Here is a 23,819-nt window from a genome sequence, read left to right as displayed (position 1 = left end):
TGCCTGGACATCATTTAACGGGTTAAATAGCCTTAAAAGTCAATATGGTTAACCACACAAAGCACTTGAGGCGACAAGTCCATGGGACTCCCGTTTTTTAAAATTCATTCCTTGCGGTTCAAGCTGATTGCCAGCATGATTTCCATCTCGTTATTCATCGGCTTCATATCCATGCTGATCGGGGTGAGCTTTTTGTACCGGTCGGTGGTGAACGAGGCTGGCGCCAGAGTGGGCCAGGACTTGAATGTGGCCCGCGTCCTCTATGACCGGCAGATCGAATGCGTTCGTCTGGCTCTGGAGTTGTCCGCATCCACGCCCAGCCTTGCCGACGCACTGTCTTCCGGCAATGAGGCGGAGGCGGCCGGGGCGTTGAATGCGGTCGCCCTGAAACTCAATCCGGACATCCTGGGAATATGCGACTCCCAAGGCAGGATTATCTACCGGCACACAGCGGAAATCCAAGGGAACGCCTTAAATGCGGCGCCCAATCCACTGGTGGTAAAAGCCCTGGAGAGCCAGGCAAGCGCGGCGGGCTCCCTTGTCATGGATAATCAGGAACTGGCCCTGGAAAACCCGGAACTGGCCCGTTTTGCATCAATCAGGGTCAGGGAAAATCCGGAGGACGCGGAAGCGCATCCCCATGAAATGACCAAGGCGCTCATGGTGGGGGCTGCGGCTCCCGTCTTTTCCGGCGGCCGCCTTGCCGGCGTCATATACGGCGGATTTCTTTTGAATAAAGACACGCAGATCGTGGATAAAATCGGGGAAACGGTTTTTAAGAACGAAAAATACAAGGGACGGAGCATCGGAACGGCCACCATTTTCTATCAAAATCTCCGGGTGGCCACCAGCGTCAAGGATTCGTCGGGAAATCGGGCGATTGGAACATTCGCTTCTGAGGAAGTCAACAGCCGGGTTTTGGGCAAAGGGGAAAAATGGACCGATCGGGCCAAGGTGCTTGATGAATGGTATATCACCGCGTACGAGCCTCTGACGGACATCATGGGGCGCCGGGTGGGCATGCTCTACGTGGGGGTTCTCGAGGCCAAATACAATGACATCCGGACGAGGGCCATCAGCGTGTTTGTCAAAATCATTCTGGCGAGCGCCGCCATCGCCATTATTCTTGGGTGGCTGATCACCAGAAGAATCATGGCGCCGGTGAGTCATTTGATTCAGGCGAGCGCGGAGATCTCCCGGGGCAATTTCACCCCGGATATCGGCCCGATTTCCAGGGACGACATCGGTCAGTTGCAGAGGAAGTTCCTCAAAATGACCACGGCTTTGAAGGAACGGGAGGAAAGCCAGAAGGCCCAAAGCGAAATCCGCCTGATTCAATCGGAAAAGCAGGCCAGCGTCGGAAAGCTGGCCGCCGGGGTGGCCCACGAGATAAACAATCCGCTGACCGCGGTCCTGACCTTTACCCACATGATTCTCCGCAGAACCGATCTGCCCGGCGAAGTGCGGTCGGACCTGGAAACCGTGGCCTCCCAGACGGAGCGCGTGAGGAGAATCGTGAAAAGCCTTCTGGATTTTTCGCGCCAGTCAGCCCTGACGCCCGAGAGTCTGGACGTCAATAGCCTTATACAGGAAAGCGTCAAGCTCCTTGAAAACCAGGCGCTTATCAAGGGAGTGAGCCTGAGTTTCCGGGGCGCCGACGATCTTCCCCTGTTCACCCTGGACCACAATCAGTGCCAGAGCGTGTTTATCAATATGATCATCAACGCCCTGGACGCCACGCCCTCGGGAGGAAAGATCTCCATACAAACCAGGAAAGCGAGCCTGGAGAACGCCAAGGGCGTGGAGATAAAAATCACCGATACTGGAACGGGAATTGCACCGGAACACATGGACAAGTTGTTTGATCCCTTTTTCACCACCAAAGAGGTGGGGAAAGGGACGGGGCTGGGCCTGGCCGTCTCCGCGGGCATCATCCAGAGGCATGGAGGCTCCATCTCCGTCCATTCCAAACTCGGGGAAGGAACCGTCTTCACCATCTGGCTGCCCATGGCGGACAACCCGGAATAAACCCAAAGGACTGTTATGAAGATACTGATTGTCGATGACGACCCCATTATCATCCTGAGCTGCCGCAGAATTTTGGAAGCGGAAGGGCACGAACTCCGCGTTGCAAACACGGTTGACGAGGGCGAGTCCTTTCTCGTCGAAGAATCTTTCGACCTGATGATCACGGATATCAAAATGCCTGGCGCCGACGGCTTTGAAATGATCCGGCGCGCCGGGAAAGCGCGGCCGGAAATGCCTGTCCTCGTCATGACGGGCTACCTGATGCAGGAAACCCTTGATGAAGGGGCGAGCCTGGGCGTAACCGATTATATTGCCAAACCATTTACTCCGGATGAGCTGCTGAGGGCCATTGAAGGAGTATAAAAAACAACTTTAACAGGTATAGACCTCATATAAAAGGAACACGACACATGGCGCAAACTATGCTGATCATTGACGACGACCCGGCGGTGCTGGCCTCCTGTCAGCGCATATTCACGGAAGAAGGGTTCCAGGTGACCACAACCACCAATCCGCTGGAAGGGCTCGAATTGGCTGCCGCCAAGCCCTACACGGTGATCCTTTGCGATTGGCAAATGCCGGAACTGGACGGCCTGGACGTGGTGGCGCGGCTAGAAAACGAGGCGCCCGAATCCGCCGTGGTGATGATCAGCGGCTATCCGTCCGTTGACAGGGCCACGGAAGCCATGAAGCGGGGCGCCATGGATTACCAGGCCAAACCTTTCACGCCGGAGGAAATCGCCGCCACCGTGCACAAAGCCATCGCCAACAAACTGGGCCGGGAGAAGAAGGCCCTCGGCCGGTTTGAAAGCATTCTGAAGGACTTTCCCACCCAGATGCTGGACGACAAGGGGCCGAAGAACATCGCCGAAACCGTGGCCCATACCGTGGGCGTGGCAAAGGCCGCCTCCGCCTGGAAATCCTTGTTTGTATTAGGCATGATGGCCGGGGCTTACATTGGTTTTGGAGGGCTTTTAGCCACCACTGTGTCGTTTGACATGAATCCGTCCATGGGCATCGGCCTGAAAAAACTGGTTACGGGCTCGGCTTTCAGCCTGGGCCTGATGCTGGTGGTCATAGCGGGCGGCGAATTGTTCACAGGCAACAATTTGATGGTTTCCAGCGTCATGACCGGAAAGGTGACGTGGCGCAAGGTCCTGGCCAAGTGGGGCATAGTGTATTTGGCCAATTTCGCGGGCTCCATCCTGCTGGTCATGCTGTTTCTTTTTTCCGGACTGTGGAAAACGGGGGGAAGCGCCCTTGGGGCTGCGGCGGTGAGTACGGCCGCCGCCAAGGTCAGCCTGGATTTCGGGGAGGCCATGGTCCGGGCCATTGGGTGCAACTGGCTGGTTTGCCTGGCCGTTTGGATGGCTTTGTCCGCGCGTCAGACCATTGGAAAAATTTTCGCTATCTTCTTTCCCATCATGGGATTCGTGGCCATCGGATTTGAGCACTGCATCGCCAATATGTATTTCATTCCAGCAGGCATCCTGCTTAACGACTGGTACGGGGTCGCCCCTAAGGGAATTGACCTGAATACGCTGACCTGGGCCGCCTTTGTTTTCAAAAACCTGATTCCGGTGACCATCGGCAATGTGATTGGCGGGGTGGTGTTTGTGGGTCTTGGGTATTGGGGCGCCTACTTACGACCAGCCGGCCGCTGATGAGGAGTCATCTCAAAACGCCAGGCTGCTATTAAGCAAGCGAATAAACTCCAAGATAAGTGCAAAAGGACACTGGGTCCCGGCTTGCGGCCGATCCTGGAAAGCGGATCGCCCTTGCCGGGATGACGAACTTTTAGAATTAGCGAAAGAGTAAAGGAGGTTTGCAGCCCTTTTTGATACTGCGGAAGGGCCTCTATGGCTTTTTTACGCCAGAAGCCGCCGCTCTCCGTCTGCTCCGGAATCAATTTGAACGGCTGGTTTTGTCGAGCAGGCGTTTAACTTGAAAGTCCACGCCCACAAAGGTGGGGTTGTACCGCTTTGCTTCTTTGTAGTGATGAATCGCCCCGGAAACGTCTCCCAATTTTTCCAGTTCAATAGCCAGCCTTACATGCAGTATGGCGGTGCGCGGGCTGATTTTCAGGGCTTCCCGCAGATGATGGACGGCTCTTTCGGGCTGGTTTCTCCGGGCGTATTCGTCCGCCGCGTTTTCCCGCATAATGGTGCTGTTAGGATTCAAAGCCACGGCTTTTTCAAATTCCGCCAGGGATTGTTCAGCTTTGTCACGGGCCGAAAGGATGATAGCCAGGTTGTTATGGGCCTGGGCGTCCCGGGGGAAGTCCTTGACGGCTTTTTGGGCGATGGCCTCTGCCTCGTCCAGCCGGCCCATGTCTATCAGCACTTCATAATAAGGATGCCAGATGTATTTCTCCCTGGGCCTTAAATTAATGGCTATGGCGTGATGCAGCAGGGCCTCTTCGTAAAAGCCTTTTCTCTTCAATTCCTGTGCGTAAAAGAAGTGGGCCTGAAAATTGTTGGGATAGGATTTCACGGCGTGTTGATACAAGGCCATGCCGTCCTCCCACACGGGAAGATGCAGCCCGCCCCTCACAGCCAAAAACAGCACAAACACCATCAGGGCCATCCTGGCCAGTTTGACGTTGCGCTTATTGTCCCAGGCCATGGCCAGGTAAGACAAGGCCAGGGCGAATCCGAACAAGGGCAGGTATAAAAACCGATCCGCCCTTGGGATGTGGTGCTGCAGGATTTGTGAGCTGGGCGCCAGGGCGATCAAAAACCATCCGGCGCCGAACAGGAACATCCTGTTTTTCCGCAAAAGGAACATGGCCGCGCCAGTGGCCGTCGCGGCGGCCAGACCGCCTGATACATGTCGGCTGAAAAAGCTCTTGGGGATGTCGTCCGGGTACAGGCAGGGCATCTTCAGGGGCAGAAAGACATGTCCCAGGTTGCCGCCGTACACGGACAGGACGGCCCGGATTTTTTCAGCCAGGGAGACGGGGTCTTTGTAGGTGATTTGCGGCGCGGCCAGGATTTCGTGAAAATATCTTAAGGCCGAGGGCAGATGCGGCAGAAGCATGGTTCGGCTGGATTCGTCCCAGGCCAGCAGGGACAGAGCCTTGATAAAAATCGCCCCTCCCCCGATGATCCACAAAAACCAGGTTGTTTTTAAAACCTTTTTCCAACCGCCGCTCCGGTCCAGGGTCAGGATGTACAGGGCGACCAGGGCGGGAGTCACGGCCCCCACCACGTTGGACAGACAGGAAAAGGCGCAGGCGTAGGCTGTCAGGACGCGGATTAAAAAGGGGCGTTGGGAGTGATCCGCATGGATGTGCAAACGCAGGCAAAGCAGGCAGAAAAAGAACATGAGCAGTTCCTCTCTGCCGGGAATCCACGCCACGGTGTCGGCCGCAGCAGCGTGCAGTCCGAATAGCATGGCCGTAAAAACGCCCAGAAAGCGGGAAGACCGCCCGTCCCACCCCCTTTGCCCGGCGATGGTCTTGGCCAGGCCGAAAGCCATGAGGATGTTCGCCATATGGACCAGCACATTGGTCAGGTGGTAGCCCATGGGGTTTGCGCCCCAAACGGCCCGGTCAACGGCGATGGAAAGCAGGCGGATGGGATAGTAGCTTTCCAGGGAGAAAAAGGTGAAAATGCGTTTGAGGCTTTCCAGGCTCAAGTCTTTGATCAGGGGATTGTTGGCCGTTAACGCAAGGTCGTCGTAATTGGCGAAGTCGAAAAAAATGCATTGCCAATACATGGCCGCGGCCAAGGCGCACAGCGCCAAGGGATAAAGGAGCCTCCCTGTGTTCAGAGCGGCGTCGTTATTCCAGGGGCTGTCCAAAAAGGCCTTTGGTGGAATCATTAACCCATGTCCGTTGCGCTGGTCCCGCCTGCCTGTTGACGCATCAAGTCCCTAAAGAATTCGGTGTCCCGAATATTAGCCATGTCCGGATCGGTCTGCAGTAATTCCCACGAACCAAAGCCCTTGTCAATCGCCGCTTTCAGGTATTTGACGGCCTCCTGCTTTTTGTTCTGCCGTGCGTACATGCAAGCCAGGTTGTATAGGGAGGGAATGTTTTCCTCCAAAACCCGGGCCGTCTCCAAAAGCAGCTTTTCCGCCTCGCCGTACCGCCCCTGATCCATCCTGATTTTAGCTAATTGATTAAGGCCGTTGGGGTCGGAAGGCGCCTTTTCCAGGCCCTGCAGGCATAATTGTTCGGCCCGGTCCGCTTTATTGTACCGCCCCAACAGTTTGGCCAGAGCAAAGTAGTTTGCAGGCTGGTTCGGCCGGATTTGTATGGCGTCTTCCAGGCGCTCGATTTCATTTATTATTCGCAAAGCCAGCAAAAGGTCGTTTTGGGTTTCCTGGTCCTGGTGATCGATAGCCAGGGCGGCGGTGAAATGGTCCACGCCTTGCTGAAATTCGCCCAGGTTGACCAGAAGTTTGCCCATGCTGGCATGCACCTGGAAGGAGTTGGGAGCCATGGACAAGGCCTGGGTGTAAAATCCTTTGGCCTTTTCCAGGTTTCCCAGAGCGACCTGGGCGTCCCCCATGTTGGCGAGGGTTTCCGCGCTTTGGGGGTTGGCGGCCAGGGACTTTTGATAATAATCCACCGCCTCCCGGAGCTTGCCGTTTTTCGCCATGATGAGGCCCAGGTTGTTTAAGGCGAGATCGGAGTCCGGTTTAAACGTAAGGGCCTTATAGTACCCCTGGACGGCTTCCTCAGTATTTCCCATCTCGTATAAAATGGCGGAGTAAGCCGTGTAGGAGACTCCCGTCCGGTGTTGGACCAGTTTTACCCGCAAAGGCTTTGCGTCCGAATGAGAATTCAGCCATAGTTCGTCGATTTGCAACCCTTTTTTATAGCTTTCGGCGGCGGCTTGCAGATCTCCCGCTATCATCTGGGTGTGGCCCAGATTATAATAGGGTCTGGCGTCATGAAATTTCGCCGCACAGTCCTGCATAAGAGCCACGCCGTCGCCCCACAACGTATTTCGTTCATAGGCCGACCAGCCAAAGGCCGCTGTTACGCCCAAGATCAAAAGGGCCGCAGCCATAGGCTTTGCAATAACCCGGAAGGCCAGAACGACCAATGCCGCCGCCAGCATCATGGAAGGGACGTAGAGCCTGTGCTCGAAAACCAATTCAAGCCCGATTACGGATGATTCGATGGCAAGGGTTATGAAAAACCACAAAATGGCAAATGAAATCAGGCGCTCCTTTTTCGCCAGGGCAACAGCCAGGACGACAAGGGCGATTATAATTCCCAATGCGGGCAATGTCTGCCAATTGGAAAACAAGGAATGGGAGACGGGAAAATCGTGCAGCAAAGTCATGCGGGAAGGCAAAGGCGCCGCCAGCAGGCTTAGATACCACACCACCACCCGCCATTCGGTCATCACCCTTTCCCACATGGAAAACTCCCGGCGGGCGTAGGTTTCGCTCAACATGCCCACGGCGTCTTCGCCCACGGCCAACCACGCCAGGGCTCCGAAGGCCGCCAGGCCCAGGATGATCTTCCACCAGTTTCCCGTCAGCCAGCTTTTGGATAAATCCCGAAAGAAAAACCATTCCATGAGCAGAATGATCACCGGCAGAACCAAGGTGTTTTCTTTGGAGGCTAACGCACAAAATGCGGAGAGAACGCCCAACCCGAACAAGATATGCGCCCGCCGTTTATCCGGGCTTGTCCTGGCGTACAGGTAAAGCAGCAGGGTAAGGACAAAGAACATGCCGGCCATGGCGTTCATGCGCTGGACGATGTATGCAACGCTTTGGGTCTGGACCGGGTGCGCCATCCACAGCAACGCGGCCAGGGCCGCAGGGAGGGTCGCATGTTTCATTTTAACGCCGGAAAAAGGCAGCATGAACATTTGCCGGAAAAACAAGAATAAAAAGGCCCCGGTAAGGAAGTGGATGCAAATATTGACCAGGTGGTAGCCTTTTGTGTTGAGCCCATGAAAATAATAATTCAAGCCAAAGGACGCCATAGGCAGCGGGCGGAAAAAATCGGGGTTGGAAAAGGCGGCCTGCATCAGGCCGTCTGAACTAACGGAGTTGATTTGCACGTCCTGATTATATAGGATATTGTGCATATCATCGAAAATAAAAGGCCCTGTAAGGGTGGGCCAATACAACCAAAAGCAGACGGATAGCAATACGGCCAGCCAAATCATCTCGTGCGCGCCGAAAAGGTCTTTGCTTAAGCCGGCGTCTTCCGCGGAGCCGGAGGTGTTGGGTTCATTCATTGTATTCATGTGCGGCCCTCCAATGCTTTTAGTTCAGCGCGGGCCTGTGAGACATTGTTATCCATCCCCAGCTTTTGCGCAAATTCCAAAGCCAGCCAAAGATGGCGTTTGGCCCCTTTGTAGTCCCCCATTTTCTTCAGCAGCATGGCGTAATTATGATGCCCGCGAGGATCGGCGGGCGCCAGTTCAATGGAACGTTTGATGCATTGCAGCGCTTTTTGCTGATCCCCCAGCACTTGATAGGCCAGGCCCAGGTTGTGGACCGCAGGGGCGTACCTGGGCTCCAACTCCACGGACTTGTTAAAGTAGGCGAGGGCCTCCTCCGGCTTGTTCGCCCGCATGAGCAACATTCCCATTTGATAGAGGCCCTTGTAATTATCGGGCTCCAGCGCCAGGCCATGTTGAATATGTTTAGCGCCCTGATGCAGCATGCCCAGGCGCGCCATCAAGGCCCCTAAAAATATGTTGCATTTGACATTGTCCGGGTCTTGCTTCAAAGCCCGCTGGTAATAAACCACCGCCTCCCCGTATCTGCCCACTTTATCGTCGCTCAACTCCGCGGCGTAATTTTGCAGCACCCTGGTCTTGTTGGGGCTCTTCTTCAAGCAGTCGGCCATGAGGACCAGGTTGTCGGCCCAGACCCGGTTTCTGTAAACCGTTCCGATGGAAAGCAAGAGAGCCGCACAGACGCACGCCGCGGCGGCCTTCCTGGGGCTGGACATGGCCTGGAAGAGAAGCAAGGTCAAGGCGAGGATGACCATCATGGACGGCAGGTAAGTCCTGTGTTCAAAGACCAGTTCGATGGGGATGAACGAGGACTCCAAAGCAAGGGTTGCAAAATACCACAGGATGGCGAAGCTCACGATTCTGTGCTTTTTTGCCAGGGCGGCTGCGGCGCCCAGCAGCGCCAGGATGATCAGCAAAGAAAGGAATGTGCTCATTGGGTCAAACAGGGAGTGGGACAGGGGGAAGTCATGCTCCAGGTTCATTCGGCCGGGAAAAGGGAGGATAATCAGGGTCAGATACATCAGGACCACCCGGAATTGGGTGAGAATTCGCTCCATGGGGGTGAAATCCCGAATTCCGTAATAGTTCATCACGCCTTGAACAGGATGGAAGTCAAAATAGATAACCCCCGCCAGGGCGCCTAACAGGACGGCCCCGCCCAACCAGGGAAGCCCGCGCTTCAGCCATGCGAAATCCAGGTCCTGAAAAAAATACCATTCATAGATTACGATTATCACGGGCAAAACCAGGCCGATTTCCTTGGAGCCGAGGGACAGGGCGAAAAACAGCCCGCACAAAAGAAAATATCTTCTGCGGTCTTGCATGCGGCCGCGGATGTACGATAGCAAGGCTGCGGCGAAAAACAGGGTGGAAAGCCCGTTCATCCTCTGGACGATGTAGGAGGTGGTCTGGGTTCCCAAAGGATGGACCAGCCACAAAAGCGCCGCTAAAAAAGCTATCAGGTTCGCCCTGTCTTCCTGGAAGTTTTCGCCCTTCCCCGACAGCAGCAAGGTGATCCGGAGCAGGAAAAAAACCAAAATGCCCGTGACGGCGTGGATGCCAAGATTCACCAGATGGTAGCCATAGGGATCCAGCAAGCCAAACCGATAGTTAATCATCAAGGTGAAGTTGGCTGCAAAACGGCCCGCCAGGCGGGATTCCTTCAAGCCTTCCAGGATGTTTTTCAGATCAAGATTCTGTTGCTGCAAGGGGAAGTTGTTCTTAATCTGGGCCAGGTCATCGAAGATCATGGGGCCGTGCAATACGCCATGGTAAAGCGCCAGGGTCAGCAGCGGAAATAGAACGAAGGCTGCAATCCCCCAGTAAACGCCCTTGCCTCCGGGACCGGCCTTGGAAGCCTCGCCTCCGGGCGCTGCGTCAGGGACGGGTTTAGTTTTCATTTTCCCCTCCAAAAGATGTGTGGATAGCGGTGCGGTGAACGAATCAAGGCGCTTCGTTTGAAGGCTCCAAACTTAGCACATCCGGCGGGATTGGGACAGTCCTTTGTTGGGGTTAAGAATTTGGAAAACTATTTAGACTCCCCAGCGCCATTTTCCATAGATTAAGGTATGGGAATTTTTTCCCCATACTCCGGCATTTAGGCAATTATTCATTAAACCCCCGCCCATGTTCAGTCAGCCGGACCTGTTTGCCCCTCCCTGGAGGGGGCGATGGACCGCATAAACCTGCATGCAAAAAAATAAAGAATTGATTTTTAAAACTAATATATACACAAAAACCACAAGCAGATGCCAATTTACTTCGCAGACGCCATGCTTCCCGGAACAATTCTGTACACATGAAGAAAAAAATACGATAAGATCTTGACTTTGAGAAAAAACCGGGATATAAACGTCTCTAAGGGTGAAGAATGCCTAACTAAAGGGGGGGCGTATTCGCCGGCAAGGGGGATTTATCAGTTCGGCGAGTAGTCTATCACACACATGGAAGTGACGCAACCAGGGGGAAGGGCTTCCCGGCAAAAAACGGCCCTGATCAGCACCCGCCCCACCGCAATCTTTGGCTAAACAAAGCCTCATTATTCAGTTTTCACAATAGGAAACGGTTTTTTAAACATTAATCTTGGTTAAAAACTCCATTTGGGCGTAAACGGCTGGCTCCAGCCGATGTTCAAGGTTTTTCCGACCAAGCCGGAATTTACTCCGGGCGTATTTTTCTACGCACGGGATAGAACGATGTTATAAGTGAAAATCCGCATTTGCTGAAAACAGGCATAGGGCCTGATTCTTGATAACCTTTTACCCTTAAACCACAACACTTTATTTTACCAAGGAGGTATGGCATGAAGAAATTAGTTATTTTGGCGGCAATCCTGATGCTCGTTCCCGGAATGGCTCTGGCGGACATGGGTCTGTTGAACGAAAGCTCCCTGAACGACGTCACCGGTCAGGTCGGCATCACCATCGACCAAAGCCTGAAGGCAACCATCGGGGCCGTGGAATGGACGGACGCCGACGGCTTCGAAACCACCACGCCCGGCGGCGGAAACACTGGCGCACTGGAACTGAGCGTCATCACTATTGACAACGGCGGCAACGCTATCTCCATGACCGGCCTGACGATTGACGCTGATGACGCCTCTCTGGTCATCGGCCTGCCCGCCATGACGGGCGACATCTCCGTTGGCAACATCTATCTCACCGACGGATCCACGGCCGCCACCACGAGCAGCAGCCTGGGCTCCCTGACCATTTCCGACCTGAACATGAGCGGAAGCAAGGTCGTTGTTATGCCTCACTAGGATGCATTGCAGCCTGAACGGAGGATTTGCATGAAAACGCTGGCGATTATAATGGTGGTTTTATTAATGGCGCCCATTGCCGCCCAGGCCCGCATGGAAAGCATGTCGGAGGACTCCATGGGAGTCATCCACGGGCAGGTGGGAATCACCATTAATTTTGAAACCCACCTTAGCGGCAGCTACGTTGCAATCACAGACTCAGACGGCGACGACGGCTCGTACCCCAACCAGGGCGCCCTGACCATATACGGTCTGGACATAACCAAGACAGGGGCCAACGACAACATGGTGGTGACCGGATTGACTCTGGACGTGGGAACCGACAGCGGCGGAAACCCGGCCTTGTGCATCGGGCTTCCGCAGATCACGGGCCATGTGCAGATAGACGAGGTGCGCATAGGAGGCTCGGCCACGGCCGGAAACTCCCTTGGCGCCATCACCTGGGGCAACATCGACTACGCCCCCACCACCTGTACGGTTTACCCGCACTAAGCGGCGCCGTGCACGCTGTTTGACTTTGCATTGCAGGAAGTGGAGTGAATGACTCGATTCGCTGTCATAGTCATGATGTTGCTGACTTTGCCGATGACCGTTTTCGCCCGCATGGACTCCCTTACGGAGGATGACATGGGCGAGGTGACAGGCCAGACCGGCATCACTATGGACTTGACATGGCAGCTGAACAACTCCTATCTGGCATGGACCGATGATGACGGTTTCGGCACGACGGTTTCCCAAAATGAAGGTTCCCTGACCCTGTACGGGTTGACCATAGACGACAGCGGCGCGCCCATCACCATCTCGGGCATAACCCTGGATGTGGGAACCAACTTAAGCGGAGAAACCTATCTTTTGATGGGGCTGCCGTCCATCGAGGGCCAACTGGGCGTTCAGGAGATCTACATAGGCTCCCAGATTGCCTCCGGCGGGTCCTTGGGCCGGGTTTTCATCGGGGACCTGAATATGGAGAACAGTACGATTCGAGTCACGGCTCACTGACAACGCGTTCTCCGGAAAAAACAAACTGTGGGGAGGGCTTAGGCCCTCCCCCACAGCCATTTTCGGAGGCCGTTTTTGCAGAGCCGCAGTCTTTGAGGAGGAGAGCAAGAGGGAAACCAAAACCATGAGACGCCGTTTTTTCATCATCGCCCTTTGCGCCCTGCTATTTCCAGCCCTGGCTTTCGCCGGGCATTCTGCGTTTGACAACATGGTGGAGCTTGACGAGGAACTGGGCGGGCTTTCCGGCCAGGTGGGCATAGCCATAGACGGGTCCATCAAGTTGGTGGACGGCTACACGGCCTGGATCGACCAGGACGGACTCGACGGGGATGAAAACAATCAGGGCGTCCTTCTTTTTGACGATCTGAGGCTTAATGCGGGTGGAGGACACGGCCCTTTAATGATTCAGGGGCTGACCATTGATGCAGACGCCAACGCCGCCGGAAAAACCGTGTTAATAATCAATCTTCCCAAAGTATCGGGCGAGTTCACCGTAGGAAACATTTCTTTAGGAAAAGACATCGAGGGCGCCAGGGAAAACAGCCTGGGGAGTATAACAATCAGGGACATTGATTTATCCAAGGACACAATATTGCTATCGCCCCATTGATTTTTTAATTGAAATTCGAGAACATTGTTTTAGCTATTTGTTACGGATCGGAGCCCATAACCGTAAATGCCTGACAAAACAGCCAGGGAGGCTTCCATGGCAAAAAAAATATATGCATTCATAATAGCCTTTGCCTGTATGGCGTTTTTTTCGCCGTTTGGTTATTGCGGCATGTCCGCCCTTGAGGATGAGGATCTATCCGAGGTCACCGGGCAAGTGGGAATCACCATTGACGTAGCTTTTGAAGCGACTTCCGGCTACCTGTCTCTTATGGACTATGACGGCTTCCCGGACGACACCGGGGGTTACAGTGACCGTGCGTGCATCACCTTAGGCGATTTTTGGGCTAACGGCGGTTCGGCGGGAACGCCGGTCACCGGAGAAGACTGGACCATTGACGTTGGAAGCGACGGATCAAGCTCTTATCTGATCATCGGCATCGGCACGCTTACGGAGGACGATGACTCCGGATGGGGATTTGACTCCTTTAAAATCGGCAAGGATCCGGATGTTGGATTTAACATCGGACGGATCGCCATGACAGGCATTCAAATGGGCGGAAGCACCATACGCATTGAGCCGATTCCCTAAGTTGCGGCGTTTTTAGGAGACGCACTCATGAAAAAAAGCATCCTCACAGCTTGTTGCGCAATTCTCCTGGCTTTGCCCGGCGCCATGGCCCAAAGCCCGGAGCAGGACATCCGCGGCGACTATCCTGACGCGGTTGAAGTCCCCATGCGCGACCCCGGCCTTGAGAGCTTTTTTGCATTGGAAAATGATCTGGAGGAAATGGATCGGTCCGACCTTGCCTCTCACACAGGGCAAATAGGCATAAGAATAGACGTCAGCCTGGAAGTCACGGACGGCTATCTCTGTTGGAAGGACAAAGACGGCTACGCAGAAGACGGCGTGGCCGGGGCGCCCGGATACCTGACTTTATCCGGAATGAAAATGAATGACGGCAATGACCCCACCGGGCCGATGATCATCAACAATCTGGTGATTGACACAGGCTACGGCAACGAGTTCAGCTACATGGCCATCAGCCTGCCTGACATCATCGGCAGGGTTTCGTTTGACGCCATCAAACTGGGCGACGGGCAGGACATGGGGGATTCGCTTGGCGGTTGGGTTTTCGGAGACATGTACATAGAACACAGCAGTTTTTTTATCCGGACCCGGTGAGACGCCGTCCGCGCCGGTTCTATTGAGCGCTTTAACAGGCAAATCCATTTTGGCGACTGCATTTCCGGCCTTGGAAATATACACACAATCAGCGAGTCCGGCGAATTAGCGAATTGGCGGGAATCGGAAGGGCCAGGGCTCCAACAATAATCAAGCGGCGGATTCCTTTAAGGAATCAGCCGGGGATGCGATTAAATTATGCACGTTCTGGCAGGCTTTTTAATCGGCGTGGCTATGCTGACCGGATTTTATGAACCTCAGCCTCTTCCTCAGGGGACTTATATGGTTCAGACCGGCTTGCAGCAGCCTGTTGCTCCCCGGACGTCTTTGCCCGCCTTGTCGGAACACCGATACCACAATATCGTGCGCCAGATGTACGACTACAGCTGCGGCTCCGCAGCCCTGACCACCCTGCTCAACTACTACCTGGGGGAAAATCTCACCGAACCCCACATCATCAACGGATTGCTGACTTACGGAGACGTGGAGCGCATATCCCAAAGCCGGGCTTTTTCCTTGTTGGACATGAAGAGCCTGGTGGAAGTCCTTGGGTATGAAGCCCATGGATATAAAGCGGAAATAGACGACGCTAAAAAACTCAAAATTCCATACATCGTATCCATCGACCTATTCGGATATCTGCATTTCGTGGTTGTCAAAGGCATTTATAACGGACACGTTATGATTGCGGATCCGTCCATGGGCAACATCAGTTTCCCTCTGGCTACCTTTGAACGATTATGGTATAAGAACGTCATCTTTGTCGTATTGCCCAAGACCTCCAATTCCTATCGAACGCCAGCCGGAAGAAAGGCCGCCGTATACGCGGCTGCGCCAGGTTCAGGCAATGGATACGGAAACGGAAACGGTTATGGAAACGGCAACGGATACGGCAACGGAAACGGCTATGGCAACGGGAACGGCTATGGCAACGGGAACGGCTATGGCAACGGAAACGGATACGGAAACGGCTATGGCAACGGATACGGCAACGGCTATGGCAACGGATACGGAAACGGATACGGCAACGGGGCGGGTTCCGGCCCCGCAAACAACCGGTCAAAAATTCCATCCTCGCCGGAGGAAATCAACGCATTAGGCCTTTACTATGGAGGCATTCAGGGAAACAGTCTGGACGGAGCCTTGGAGCCCAATGCCCATGGTAATGGAAACGGCTTTGGAAACGGCGACGGATTTGGAAACGGAAACGGTTTCGGAAACAGCGACCCATTAGGGAATAAAAACGGGTACAGCAACAGTGAGGGGTTTGGTAACGGGGATGGGTTCGGAAACGGAAACGGCTTTGGAAACGGCAATGGCTATGGCAACGGAAACGGCTATGGCAATGGAAACGGCTACGGCAATGGAGAAGACGGCGCCAACGGCGGTCTTTATGTAGACGGCGTTGGAAACGCCGGCAATCGCCGCTTCCATGCATTGGAATTAACCGAAAACGACCTCCGTTTTATAGACAATGAGATGGCTCGCCATATTATGGCGTTTACTACCCCACAGCCCTCCATTCTTGCTTCGCAATTCGAGGCGGATTACGTGACAGGCATGGCGATCAACAAGATCAATTACCGGGTTGCTCCCGGCCATGTGTTGTTCACCGCCCCGGATGCGACCGCCAGCTCCTCCGCAAGTACGCGTTTTGAAATACGGGTTTCCAACGACAGTTCGGATTCAGACAGCGGCACGGCGACAGTGGTGACCAACTAGCTGACTTCCGGCTTGTTGCAACCGAATTAGTGGCGGCCCCTCCAGGGCGGTAGTGCGCCTTATATCATTTGGAAAGGAGATTTTTCTTGCCACGCCATCTTATTTTAATCACGGTGATTTTGGGAATGGTTCTGAGCCTTGGCGCCCTTCCTTTATTGGCGGCTGACTCAGAAGGCCAAGCCGCGGGTTCGCAGGTGGAAGCTTTCAGGACCTTGCAGGAGCGTCTTGACAGTCTGGAAGATGAACTGGACCTCTATAAACGGGAAGCCAACGCCAGAAAAGCGCTGATGCCCACCAGGGAGGAGGCCTCGGAACGCCGAAAAACCGAAGAGGTTTTGAGAGCGACGGAAGAGGACACGGCCGAATTTGTGCTTTTGAAAAGCCGCACCATTGAAATGCGGTACAGCCTGGCCTACAGCCATTCATCCTACGACCGCGTCGCCACGGAGACTGCGGACGGCCTGGCCTATCAATACGTGGATATTGAACGGGAAAGCTATTACAGCCTGATCAACTCCATCGGCGTGGGCTACGGCCTCATGGATAAGGTTTCCCTGAGCGCGTCCATTCCTTTCATTTACAAGTATCAGGTGTCCGGGGAAGATCAAAGCATTTCCGATTTGGGGGACATGTCTTTTGGGCTTTCATACCAGGCCAAGCAAGAGACGGCCAAGTGGCCCGCCATTTTGATGTCTTTCGGGTATGTGGCGCCCACTGGCAGAAGCCCCTATAAAATTGATCCTGACAACGAAATGTCCACAGGGGACGGGGCTCATTCGTTCAGCGTGGGCGCCAGCTTCAGCAAACTTCTGGACCCTGTCATTGTTTTCGGCGCCGTCACCGGGGGCTATTCCGCCCGGGTTACGGGACTGGATCAGAAGCGCTCGGACGGCTATTCCCAGGTCATGGTTCTGGAGGAAGTCAGGCCCGGCCATACCATCAGCTATGCATTCGGGCTCGGCTTTTCCTTGTCCTACACGACGTCGCTTACATTCAGGTTTAACGCAAGCCATACATCCAGCGCCGAGTTCCGGCTGCGGCCTTTGTACGGCTATAATGCCAGAGTCTACGAGGGTGACGACTCCAGCACTGCTTCATTCAGCATTTCCACCGGCTGGAGATTGTCTCCCAAGACGACTCTGTCCGTGGGCCTTGGCTACGGGTTGATCGGCATAGAAAGCTACTCCATCAACGCAAGTATACCATTTGAATTTTCACTGTAGACTTTTAAAAGACGCTTTATTTAAAAATTGTCTGCTAAAGTCAATTTGTTTGATCCGGTGAGGAAATGACAATATTTTTGCGGCCTGAATCCATTAAATCCTGCAAATTAATAAAGCTCCAGGCTTTATTGGCTATCATGACGGGATGGCTTTTGCTTGTTTTATCAGCTCCGCCGGCTTTTGCGTCCGTGGCTGAGCAATTCGCCATCTGCACCAGGGGCATTTCCTTGGGAAACGCCGTGACAGCCAGCCCTCCGGGAGTGTTTTCCATTCATTACAATCCTGCGGGGTTGATAAAACTTCGGGGAAAGGAGCTTGAGTTGGGGGCCCTGCTTCCCAACTTCAATGTTTCACAGCAATGGAGCAAGCCCGACTCTTACACCGCATTTTTCGGGCAAGGCGACGACCCGGTGGCCGGAAGCAGCAGCACCTCGGAAGGCATGGTCATCAGTCTTCCCTTTAACGGGCCTGTGTCCAACGTCAGCTTCGCCCCTTACACGGGAATGGGCTATCACCCGGTAGGCAAGAAATGGGCGGTGGGGTTGGCCATGTATGCGCCCATGGCCGTTGGTATGGAAAACCCGGCCGGCCCTGCAACTTACGGCGCCCAAATGATGCATTTATCCCGGGTGGTTGTGGGTCCGGGCATTGCTTACCAGGTCAATGACACGCTTTCTTTAGGCGCATCCATCGGCCTTGGGTTTTCTTCCATGGGGGTCAGGATGCAAATGCGCGCCCCCAATGACATGGTAGCCCTGACAGGCACCCTGGGCGAGCTTACGGAAGACATAGACGAGTCCCTGTTTTTGGGCCTGATACCGCTTCCGCTCTTCGGCGGCGGCATGTACGCCTTTGACGACATGGGAACCATGCACGCCGAACGCCTGGAAGACAACTTCTCCCCTGGATTTAATGTAGGCATGCTGTGGGAGCCTAGAGACTGGTTTTCGGTGGGCTTGTGCTACCAAAGCGAAGTCAAGCAGGAGCTTTCCGGACATTTCACCCTGGAATACTCCCAGAAATTTCAAAACATGATGGACTGGCTGGTTGCCAACGATTTGATCCGCATCTTCACCGAGTCGCTGGGACTGCCCACGGAAGGCGGACTGGCTTATCAGTCGGGCCGCGGTTCGGTGGAAATGATCCAGCCCCGCCATATTCAGGGCGGCATCATGATCAGGCCTTTCAAAAGGCTCAAGCTCACCGCCGATCTCCAGTGGACCCAGTGGTCCACCATGGAAAGCAACATCTTTGAGTTTGACTATGATCTCCAAGTATTAAAGCTGGCGGAGCTTTTAGGCTACCAGTACGGAACCCGCACCATTGTGTTCGAACGCCACATGATAGACACCCTCCACGCCTGCTTCGGCCTGGAATTCGCCGCCACTCCGTGGCTGGACCTTCGCCTGGGCTACGAGGATCGTCCCACCTCCGTCAGGGAGGAATACAGGGACGCCATGATGGTGCTTCCCGACATGAAAATTCTATCCGGCGGATTTGGCCTAAAGCTCACCAGAAACGCCACTCTCGATATGGGCGTAGGCCTTATTATGGCGGAAGACATTGAAATGGACTACGACAACGGGGGCAGGAGCCGAAACCTGAACACCCGCGAGTTGACCGCGTTGATTTACAACCCCTACGCGCACTTGAATTACTACCAGCAAACCACGGGTATGTTCATCTCCATGGGATTGCGCTATAACTGGTAATCCGCTGCAGCGAAAATCGTCGGCCGGAAATACACAGGCCCTTTGTCACGGACAAAGGGCCTGTTTTGTTCCATCTTCCCCAACAGTTTGTTTGGGGCATGCTGTCCCTTGCCGGGATAACGGGCAGTGGGATGAGCCGCGGCGCCAGGGGCGGGGGAGATTTCCCGGGACAGGAACTTATTTTCCCGGCAGTCCCATGTCTCACGAAGCAAAACGGTTGAGATAAGGCTCGCGTCCCTCCTATCTGTGCATTCCCGGAAAATGGGGCCCAGGGAGGTTGTGGAATATATGCAGGGTGTGGACTAAAAGAATGAGTAAATTGCGTGAATGACGGCAACCAGGCATCTATCCATAAAAGCAGCTTCACACCGGTTCAAAGGTCCGAGGTGGATGTATTTCGTGAAAAAGCATGGGGCCGGCGAAACGGCTTGGCTTATGGCTTAAAATCATATTGGAATGGTCTGAAAAGGGAAGGAACTTAGTAATTCCACCATCCGCCGTCGTAGGCGTCGGGGTTTTCCTGTTGGGGAAAGTCAATGGTGATGGTGCCGCGCAGATGATTTACTTCCAAGGCGCCCAGGTTCAGGTATCCATTAGCGTCGACCGGGCCGTCGCTGCGGGTGTAGCTGGTGTCTCTGATGGCAAAATTATCCCAGGTCAGGGAGCCTTCAAAAGGAAACCAGATGCGCATGTTGTTCATGCGGATGGTTCCGGTGGAGTCTCGGAAGTTGGAGGTTTGATCCCACACCAGGGGGTCGCCGCCGGTTTCGTTTCCCAGGATCATGTAGTTGTCGGTGGTTCCGCCCGTGGAAACGGGCAGCCGGCTGAAAGTCAGGTTGTCTATGACCGCGGCGCCGTCCAAATAGGTCTGTCCCCACTGGATGGTCGTCCTCTCCACCGTCCCGAAAAACCGGCCGTAACCCTGAATCTGGGAGGTTGAGGTCTGTCCGTCGTTGAAAATATCAATGTAGGATTGCCACAAATGGATGGTGGTGAGATACAGGCCGCCAATGTCTATCCAGCCGGCTTCCGTGTGGTTTCCCGCGGTGTAGGTATTTGGCGCGCCTGCGTAGGTTCCCTCTTCCAAGTCGGTCAAAGGATTGGCTGCAGACCAGTCATAGTTCCAGAAATTTCCCGAAGGATCGTCTCTTAAGCAGTCCGCACCGTTATAGTAGGGCGCGCCGCTGTAGCTGCTCCAGTCTTCATCCTGCCACATCTGGATATTTTTAAAGACCCAGGTGGGAGCGTCATCATTCACGCGGGCGTCCAGGCCGATGCGCAGCACGGCTCTTTTTCCTGCGGGAGCATTCCTATAGCCCACATTGATGGAAAAAGGCCCCCATTGGCTGAAGGAAATGGTTCCGTCGGTGGTGCTGGCGGGGTCCGCCGTGGAGGTGGTGGCGTTATTAAGGCGCCAGCCGCCCAGTTTCAGCCCGCCCGCCGTACTGGCGATGATGAGGTTGCCGGCGGTGGCTTTTAGGGAGCCGTACAGATTGATGCCCGTTTGCGCAGTGATTTCGGCAAGATCCTCATCCCCCACGGGCGCCATGCCCGCGCCAGCCGGTTCCTGGCTGATCAGGACGATTATCATGAGCATTGCAACGATGCTTGCGCCCAGCCATTTGATCATCTGTGGTCACCCTTTGCAGGTTTTGCTTTTTTGGAAGATTGCTACCAATTGCCCGTATCAACTTCCGCACTGACAAAGCCTCTCTGAAAGTGCATCCAGAGCCCTCTTCCGGGAATGGAGTTCCTGGCCATGTTCCACGGCCCCAAAGCCCGGCCGTCATTGGTAATGACCGCTGTGCCTCTTTTTGCAGTAATTGTATCAGCGATGGAAATATAAAAGTCCGTGGGGCCGGAACTGGCGGGATTGCCGTTGCTATCGTACTCAACGCCGAAATCCATGTAGTTGACCGCAGAAAGCGCCTGCTTCCCAAGTCCCGTCTCAAAGGGCAGACTGGCGGCCAGGGTCTGGCGGTGATAGTTCATCCGCATGTAAGGCTCCGTATCGTTATCCGGCCAGCTTAGCGTTTCTTCCAGGTTGTTGTCCAGGATGCCGTCAAAGCTGATATACCTCATGTGATTTTGTACGTTAAAGCGGCCGGTTTGATCGTCGGTGCCGAATCGGAAAAACAAAAAGCGCCGGTCCACGCTGTCTATATCGTCGTAAGCCAGTTCCACCCGAATTCCGTTCATGATCATTATGCCGTCATCGCCGACCCCCGTGGTATCGCCGAAGGTATGTGCGTCGACATAGAAATCCCATCCGTCGGAAACCCCCCAAAACCCCGTGTAGTTAAGGGCGGCGATGCGGTCGCCTTCAACGTCCTGCATGGCCACTCGGGCGTTGATCTTCAAAACGGCCACGTCGTAGTTCAGGCTGTAGGCCCTGTTGGTCATGCTTTCGTTCCACCCGAAGGACGAAACGTAGGTGACCGCCAGGTTGCGATGGTCTATCTCCATCTCTGCAACCGCTTGAGCGCGGATGTCCGCCAACTCATCGTCCGTGGCCACCATAATGCGGCCTATGGCAATGAGGGGAAAAACAATCAGAAAAACGGCCAAGAGGGACCAGGCGACCTTTCCGGCGCTGCCTTCCTGTTCCTGGTCTGTTGGTTGTCTTTCCGTCTGCACGTCATTTCCTCCACTGGCGGTAAATTTTTCGGAATACGCGGATATTGCTGGAGCCGGAAATCAACGGCCGTTTTATAACGGATGATAATTATACGGCGATACGCGCGCCCGATGAGTTAATACTGGAAAAAAACAAGAATGACAGGCTGTTTTGCCCCCCCGGCCCAGCCTGAATGCAGGCATGGGTGATTAATCCTCTTATATCAGGATGACTTGGCAATGTCAAACCTAATCCTGCCATTTAAAGGTAAAAATGGGATATTTTTTCCCATGAATCCCGTTCTTAAGCGTCAGGTAAAACCGCCTCAAGCCTCTTTGTCTTATTTTGCAGCTCGCCCTGGGTAATCAGGCCCTCTTCCGCACGAATCAGCAATGGGCCCATCACGGCAGCCTGGACAAAAAACAGCCCGATCAGCGCCGCCAGAGCAATGCGGGAGATGTTTTTTTTCAACCCTTTGTAAAGGGCCGTCAATATGACCGCGTCCGTAAAAACGATCAGGCCCGAGGCTGCTATATCGAATGGAAGCACGAACCATTGCGTTATTTTCATGATCAGGGAAAAAGCTATCCAGGCAGCCGCGCCGGTTATAAACGCCGCCTTCCACGCCTTTTTCGCATTTTGAAATAACCCCGCCCGCCATATGGTTATTATAACCAGAAACGAGAACACATGAAGCAAAACCACGGAGATAAGGCAATTGGAAACCATCCAGGTGTTGATGGAAAACACCGCATATTTGTGGGGCGTCTTGCCCACCCAATGCACCGCCCACAGCATCAGGACGGAGTACGAGACCGCGCCGGTCAACACCGCCTTTCCCGGCCTTTTGGTTATCAGCCAGGCCAGACCGGTTATCCCGGCGAAAATCAATCCCAGTTCAATGCTTAAAGCCCGGTCCGCCTCCCAGGTCCAGACAAAGGTGAGGGCGTGCTTCAGGATTTCCCAAAATCCTCCCCGCAAATAGGTCAGAGCGGCTTTTTGCCCGGTCAGAAGTAAATACAATATGGGAATGAACACCAAAATCGAGCCGTAGCATAGGATGAACAAATCCTTGATAGGCGTTTTGATGATGAAGTGAATCACCAGCATCAAACTTAAGAAGGTCCCTGCAAACCAAAGCATGTGGTGGCACAGGGTGTAATACGAAAAGTAGGGTTCGGGGGCTAATAGCTCTGTTTCAATATATATTCTTGCCCCCACGACCAGCACGAAAAAAAACGGCGCAAAAACATTGACGGCAATCAGGTTTCTCAACCGCCAGGCATTGAAGCGCCCGATTATGGACAAGCCTTCCGCCGCCTTCCCCTCGGGCGCAGGGGCGGCTCCCTTGCTGTGGGGGGTCATGGGAGGCCTCCCATCAAACTCAGGCTGATGACGCCTTTGTTGTATAACACCTGCCAGCCCAAAAACAAGGCTCCTCCCGCCTCCACAATATGGATGTTTCTCCGGTACAAAAAGCCCATCTGGTCCGGCCGCGCCATGTGCCACCGGATCATCAGGCCCGTAAGAAGAAACAGCAGAAGCAGCCCGGCCTTCAAAAGAGGCGGCGCCGGCAAGACCGACAGGAGCGCCGCGTCGATCAACAGGCCGGCCAGGGCGTAATAAGGCAGCCGGGCGCCGTATTTGGCGTACAGGTTCCAGTCGCCGTCTCCGCGTTCGTCTTCAATATCCTTGAGGGGAATAATTGCCAGGCAATAAACGAAAAGAGCCAGAAAAAAGGCCCGAAGGTCGGGAGCGGCGCCTCGCACATTGGAGTAATAGCCCACAATGATAGGAATGACTAGCCCGCCGCTCACGGCGAACACGGAGGCCGGGGGCCTTAATTTCAAGGAGAAAGGCTTGCCGGAATATGACAGGCCAAGCAAGGGCAACAGCAGATAGGCGAACAGCATCCAACCGGGTCTGACCAGAAAAAAGGGATACACCAGGGAAGCCGCCAGCAAAAACATGCTGTAAATCAACGCCTGCCTGGGCGTCAGCCTGCCCGAAGGAATGGGCCTGTGGGGCTTGTTGACGGCGTCCGTTTCCCAATCGGCCCAGGAATTGAAGCTGTAGCAAAAATTGGTGGAAAATCCCGTGATCAAAAAGGCGGCCGCCACGTCCATCAGATCCAGACCGTTGGCCAGCACCGCCCCCACCAGATAGGTGGCGAACGAAATAAGCGCGGCGTCGGGCCGAAACAATTGAAGATACGCTTTGACTGGCGGCATAGTTGATCCCTA

19 protein-coding genes are annotated in these 23,819 nt (G+C 54.3%); 12 read left to right on the top strand and 7 right to left on the bottom strand.

The window, feature by feature from the left end:
* Nucleotides 1-81: 81 nt before the first annotated feature.
* From BUE18_RS11820 to BUE18_RS11810, 3 genes are read left to right on the top strand one after another with little or no spacing between them, the layout of a single operon-like run.
* A complete protein-coding gene (locus tag BUE18_RS11820; RefSeq protein WP_244549314.1) occupies nucleotides 82-2,028 on the top strand; it encodes a sensor histidine kinase in 1,947 nt (648 codons plus the stop codon).
* Nucleotides 2,029-2,043: 15 nt separating this feature from the next.
* The gene (locus tag BUE18_RS11815; protein WP_073475909.1) at nucleotides 2,044-2,391 is read left to right on the top strand and encodes a response regulator; all 348 of its coding nucleotides are present in this window, start codon (nucleotides 2,044-2,046) and stop codon (nucleotides 2,389-2,391) included.
* Nucleotides 2,392-2,438: 47 nt separating this feature from the next.
* Nucleotides 2,439-3,692: a formate/nitrite family transporter gene (locus BUE18_RS11810; protein WP_073475907.1), complete on the top strand. Its 1,254-nt coding sequence runs from the start codon at nucleotides 2,439-2,441 to the stop codon at nucleotides 3,690-3,692.
* A gap of 241 nt (nucleotides 3,693-3,933) precedes the next feature.
* Here the strand turns inward: BUE18_RS11810 and BUE18_RS11805 are convergent, their stop codons facing one another.
* The 3 genes from BUE18_RS11805 to BUE18_RS11795 are packed head-to-tail and all read right to left on the bottom strand — an operon-like array spanning nucleotide 3,934 to nucleotide 10,147.
* Nucleotides 3,934-5,853, bottom strand: coding sequence for a tetratricopeptide repeat protein (locus BUE18_RS11805; protein ID WP_073475906.1), 1,920 nt, complete (start codon nucleotides 5,851-5,853; stop codon nucleotides 3,934-3,936).
* Nucleotides 5,853-8,249: a tetratricopeptide repeat protein gene (locus BUE18_RS11800; RefSeq protein WP_073475904.1), complete on the bottom strand. Its 2,397-nt coding sequence runs from the start codon at nucleotides 8,247-8,249 to the stop codon at nucleotides 5,853-5,855. The genes BUE18_RS11805 and BUE18_RS11800 overlap by 1 nt, the downstream gene beginning before the upstream one ends.
* On the bottom strand, nucleotides 8,246-10,147 hold the full coding sequence (locus BUE18_RS11795) for a tetratricopeptide repeat protein (RefSeq protein ID WP_073475902.1): 1,902 nt from the start codon (nucleotides 10,145-10,147) through the stop codon (nucleotides 8,246-8,248). Before BUE18_RS11795 ends, BUE18_RS11800 begins: the two co-directional genes overlap by 4 nt.
* A gap of 902 nt (nucleotides 10,148-11,049) precedes the next feature.
* Here BUE18_RS11795 and BUE18_RS11790 point away from each other — a divergent pair.
* The 9 genes from BUE18_RS11790 to BUE18_RS11750 all read left to right on the top strand — a co-directional run bounded on the left by BUE18_RS11790 (nucleotide 11,050) and on the right by BUE18_RS11750 (nucleotide 18,959).
* Nucleotides 11,050-11,508 (top strand): DUF6160 family protein, encoded by a 459-nt coding sequence (locus tag BUE18_RS11790; protein ID WP_073475900.1) that lies wholly within the window; start codon nucleotides 11,050-11,052, stop codon nucleotides 11,506-11,508.
* A gap of 30 nt (nucleotides 11,509-11,538) precedes the next feature.
* Nucleotides 11,539-12,000 (top strand): DUF6160 family protein, encoded by a 462-nt coding sequence (locus tag BUE18_RS11785; protein WP_073475899.1) that lies wholly within the window; start codon nucleotides 11,539-11,541, stop codon nucleotides 11,998-12,000.
* 48 nt (nucleotides 12,001-12,048) lie between these two features.
* Entirely contained in the window at nucleotides 12,049-12,507 is a 459-nt protein-coding gene (locus tag BUE18_RS11780) for a DUF6160 family protein (RefSeq protein ID WP_139264701.1), read from the top strand.
* A gap of 124 nt (nucleotides 12,508-12,631) precedes the next feature.
* The gene (locus BUE18_RS11775) at nucleotides 12,632-13,117 is read left to right on the top strand and encodes a hypothetical protein (protein ID WP_073475895.1); all 486 of its coding nucleotides are present in this window, start codon (nucleotides 12,632-12,634) and stop codon (nucleotides 13,115-13,117) included.
* Nucleotides 13,118-13,213: 96 nt separating this feature from the next.
* Nucleotides 13,214-13,708 (top strand): DUF6160 family protein, encoded by a 495-nt coding sequence (locus BUE18_RS11770; protein WP_139264700.1) that lies wholly within the window; start codon nucleotides 13,214-13,216, stop codon nucleotides 13,706-13,708.
* Between the two features lie 27 nt (nucleotides 13,709-13,735).
* Nucleotides 13,736-14,302 (top strand): hypothetical protein, encoded by a 567-nt coding sequence (locus tag BUE18_RS11765; RefSeq protein WP_073475892.1) that lies wholly within the window; start codon nucleotides 13,736-13,738, stop codon nucleotides 14,300-14,302.
* A gap of 198 nt (nucleotides 14,303-14,500) precedes the next feature.
* Nucleotides 14,501-16,024: a C39 family peptidase gene (locus tag BUE18_RS11760; RefSeq protein ID WP_073475890.1), complete on the top strand. Its 1,524-nt coding sequence runs from the start codon at nucleotides 14,501-14,503 to the stop codon at nucleotides 16,022-16,024.
* Between the two features lie 86 nt (nucleotides 16,025-16,110).
* On the top strand, nucleotides 16,111-17,247 hold the full coding sequence (locus tag BUE18_RS11755; protein ID WP_073475889.1) for a transporter family protein: 1,137 nt from the start codon (nucleotides 16,111-16,113) through the stop codon (nucleotides 17,245-17,247).
* Nucleotides 17,248-17,399: 152 nt separating this feature from the next.
* Nucleotides 17,400-18,959 (top strand): OmpP1/FadL family transporter, encoded by a 1,560-nt coding sequence (locus tag BUE18_RS11750; protein WP_170868336.1) that lies wholly within the window; start codon nucleotides 17,400-17,402, stop codon nucleotides 18,957-18,959.
* A 478-nt stretch (nucleotides 18,960-19,437) separates the two neighbouring features.
* Here BUE18_RS11750 and BUE18_RS11740 read toward each other — a convergent pair whose 3' ends face one another.
* The 4 genes from BUE18_RS11740 to BUE18_RS11725 form a co-directional block, all read right to left on the bottom strand.
* The gene (locus BUE18_RS11740; RefSeq protein WP_073475883.1) at nucleotides 19,438-20,589 is read right to left on the bottom strand and encodes a hypothetical protein; all 1,152 of its coding nucleotides are present in this window, start codon (nucleotides 20,587-20,589) and stop codon (nucleotides 19,438-19,440) included.
* 41 nt (nucleotides 20,590-20,630) lie between these two features.
* Nucleotides 20,631-21,596 (bottom strand): hypothetical protein, encoded by a 966-nt coding sequence (locus tag BUE18_RS11735; RefSeq protein WP_073475881.1) that lies wholly within the window; start codon nucleotides 21,594-21,596, stop codon nucleotides 20,631-20,633.
* A gap of 283 nt (nucleotides 21,597-21,879) precedes the next feature.
* Nucleotides 21,880-22,941 carry a hypothetical protein gene (locus tag BUE18_RS11730; protein WP_073475879.1) on the bottom strand — a complete coding sequence of 354 codons (1,062 nt, stop codon included), beginning with the start codon at nucleotides 22,939-22,941 and terminating at the stop codon, nucleotides 21,880-21,882.
* Nucleotides 22,938-23,807, bottom strand: a complete 870-nt coding sequence (locus BUE18_RS11725; RefSeq protein WP_073475877.1) for a UbiA family prenyltransferase — start codon at nucleotides 23,805-23,807, stop codon at nucleotides 22,938-22,940. Before BUE18_RS11725 ends, BUE18_RS11730 begins: the two co-directional genes overlap by 4 nt.
* Nucleotides 23,808-23,819: the final 12 nt, after the last annotated feature.

This window comes from Desulfatibacillum alkenivorans DSM 16219 (assembly GCF_900142135.1).
Lineage (GTDB): Bacteria > Desulfobacterota > Desulfobacteria > Desulfobacterales > Desulfatibacillaceae > Desulfatibacillum > Desulfatibacillum alkenivorans.
The sequence above is the reverse complement of the archived record's forward strand: the minus strand, read 5'-3'. Positions and strand labels throughout refer to the sequence as shown.

Bases quoted from the DNA above. Each gene is read 5' to 3' on its own strand.
- BUE18_RS11820 (WP_244549314.1), top strand. From the start codon at position 82: ATGGGACTCCCGTTTTTTAAAATTCATTCCTTGCGGTTCAAGCTGATT.
- BUE18_RS11815 (WP_073475909.1), top strand. From the start codon at position 2,044: ATGAAGATACTGATTGTCGATGACGACCCCATTATCATCCTGAGCTGC.
- BUE18_RS11810 (WP_073475907.1), top strand. From the start codon at position 2,439: ATGGCGCAAACTATGCTGATCATTGACGACGACCCGGCGGTGCTGGCC.
- BUE18_RS11805 (WP_073475906.1), bottom strand. From the start codon at position 5,853: ATGATTCCACCAAAGGCCTTTTTGGACAGCCCCTGGAATAACGACGCC.
- BUE18_RS11800 (WP_073475904.1), bottom strand. From the start codon at position 8,249: ATGAATACAATGAATGAACCCAACACCTCCGGCTCCGCGGAAGACGCC.
- BUE18_RS11795 (WP_073475902.1), bottom strand. From the start codon at position 10,147: ATGAAAACTAAACCCGTCCCTGACGCAGCGCCCGGAGGCGAGGCTTCC.
- BUE18_RS11790 (WP_073475900.1), top strand. From the start codon at position 11,050: ATGAAGAAATTAGTTATTTTGGCGGCAATCCTGATGCTCGTTCCCGGA.
- BUE18_RS11785 (WP_073475899.1), top strand. From the start codon at position 11,539: ATGAAAACGCTGGCGATTATAATGGTGGTTTTATTAATGGCGCCCATT.
- BUE18_RS11780 (WP_139264701.1), top strand. From the start codon at position 12,049: ATGACTCGATTCGCTGTCATAGTCATGATGTTGCTGACTTTGCCGATG.
- BUE18_RS11775 (WP_073475895.1), top strand. From the start codon at position 12,632: ATGAGACGCCGTTTTTTCATCATCGCCCTTTGCGCCCTGCTATTTCCA.
- BUE18_RS11770 (WP_139264700.1), top strand. From the start codon at position 13,214: ATGGCAAAAAAAATATATGCATTCATAATAGCCTTTGCCTGTATGGCG.
- BUE18_RS11765 (WP_073475892.1), top strand. From the start codon at position 13,736: ATGAAAAAAAGCATCCTCACAGCTTGTTGCGCAATTCTCCTGGCTTTG.
- BUE18_RS11760 (WP_073475890.1), top strand. From the start codon at position 14,501: ATGCACGTTCTGGCAGGCTTTTTAATCGGCGTGGCTATGCTGACCGGA.
- BUE18_RS11740 (WP_073475883.1), bottom strand. From the start codon at position 20,589: ATGATCAAATGGCTGGGCGCAAGCATCGTTGCAATGCTCATGATAATC.
- BUE18_RS11730 (WP_073475879.1), bottom strand. From the start codon at position 22,941: ATGACCCCCCACAGCAAGGGAGCCGCCCCTGCGCCCGAGGGGAAGGCG.
- BUE18_RS11725 (WP_073475877.1), bottom strand. From the start codon at position 23,807: ATGCCGCCAGTCAAAGCGTATCTTCAATTGTTTCGGCCCGACGCCGCG.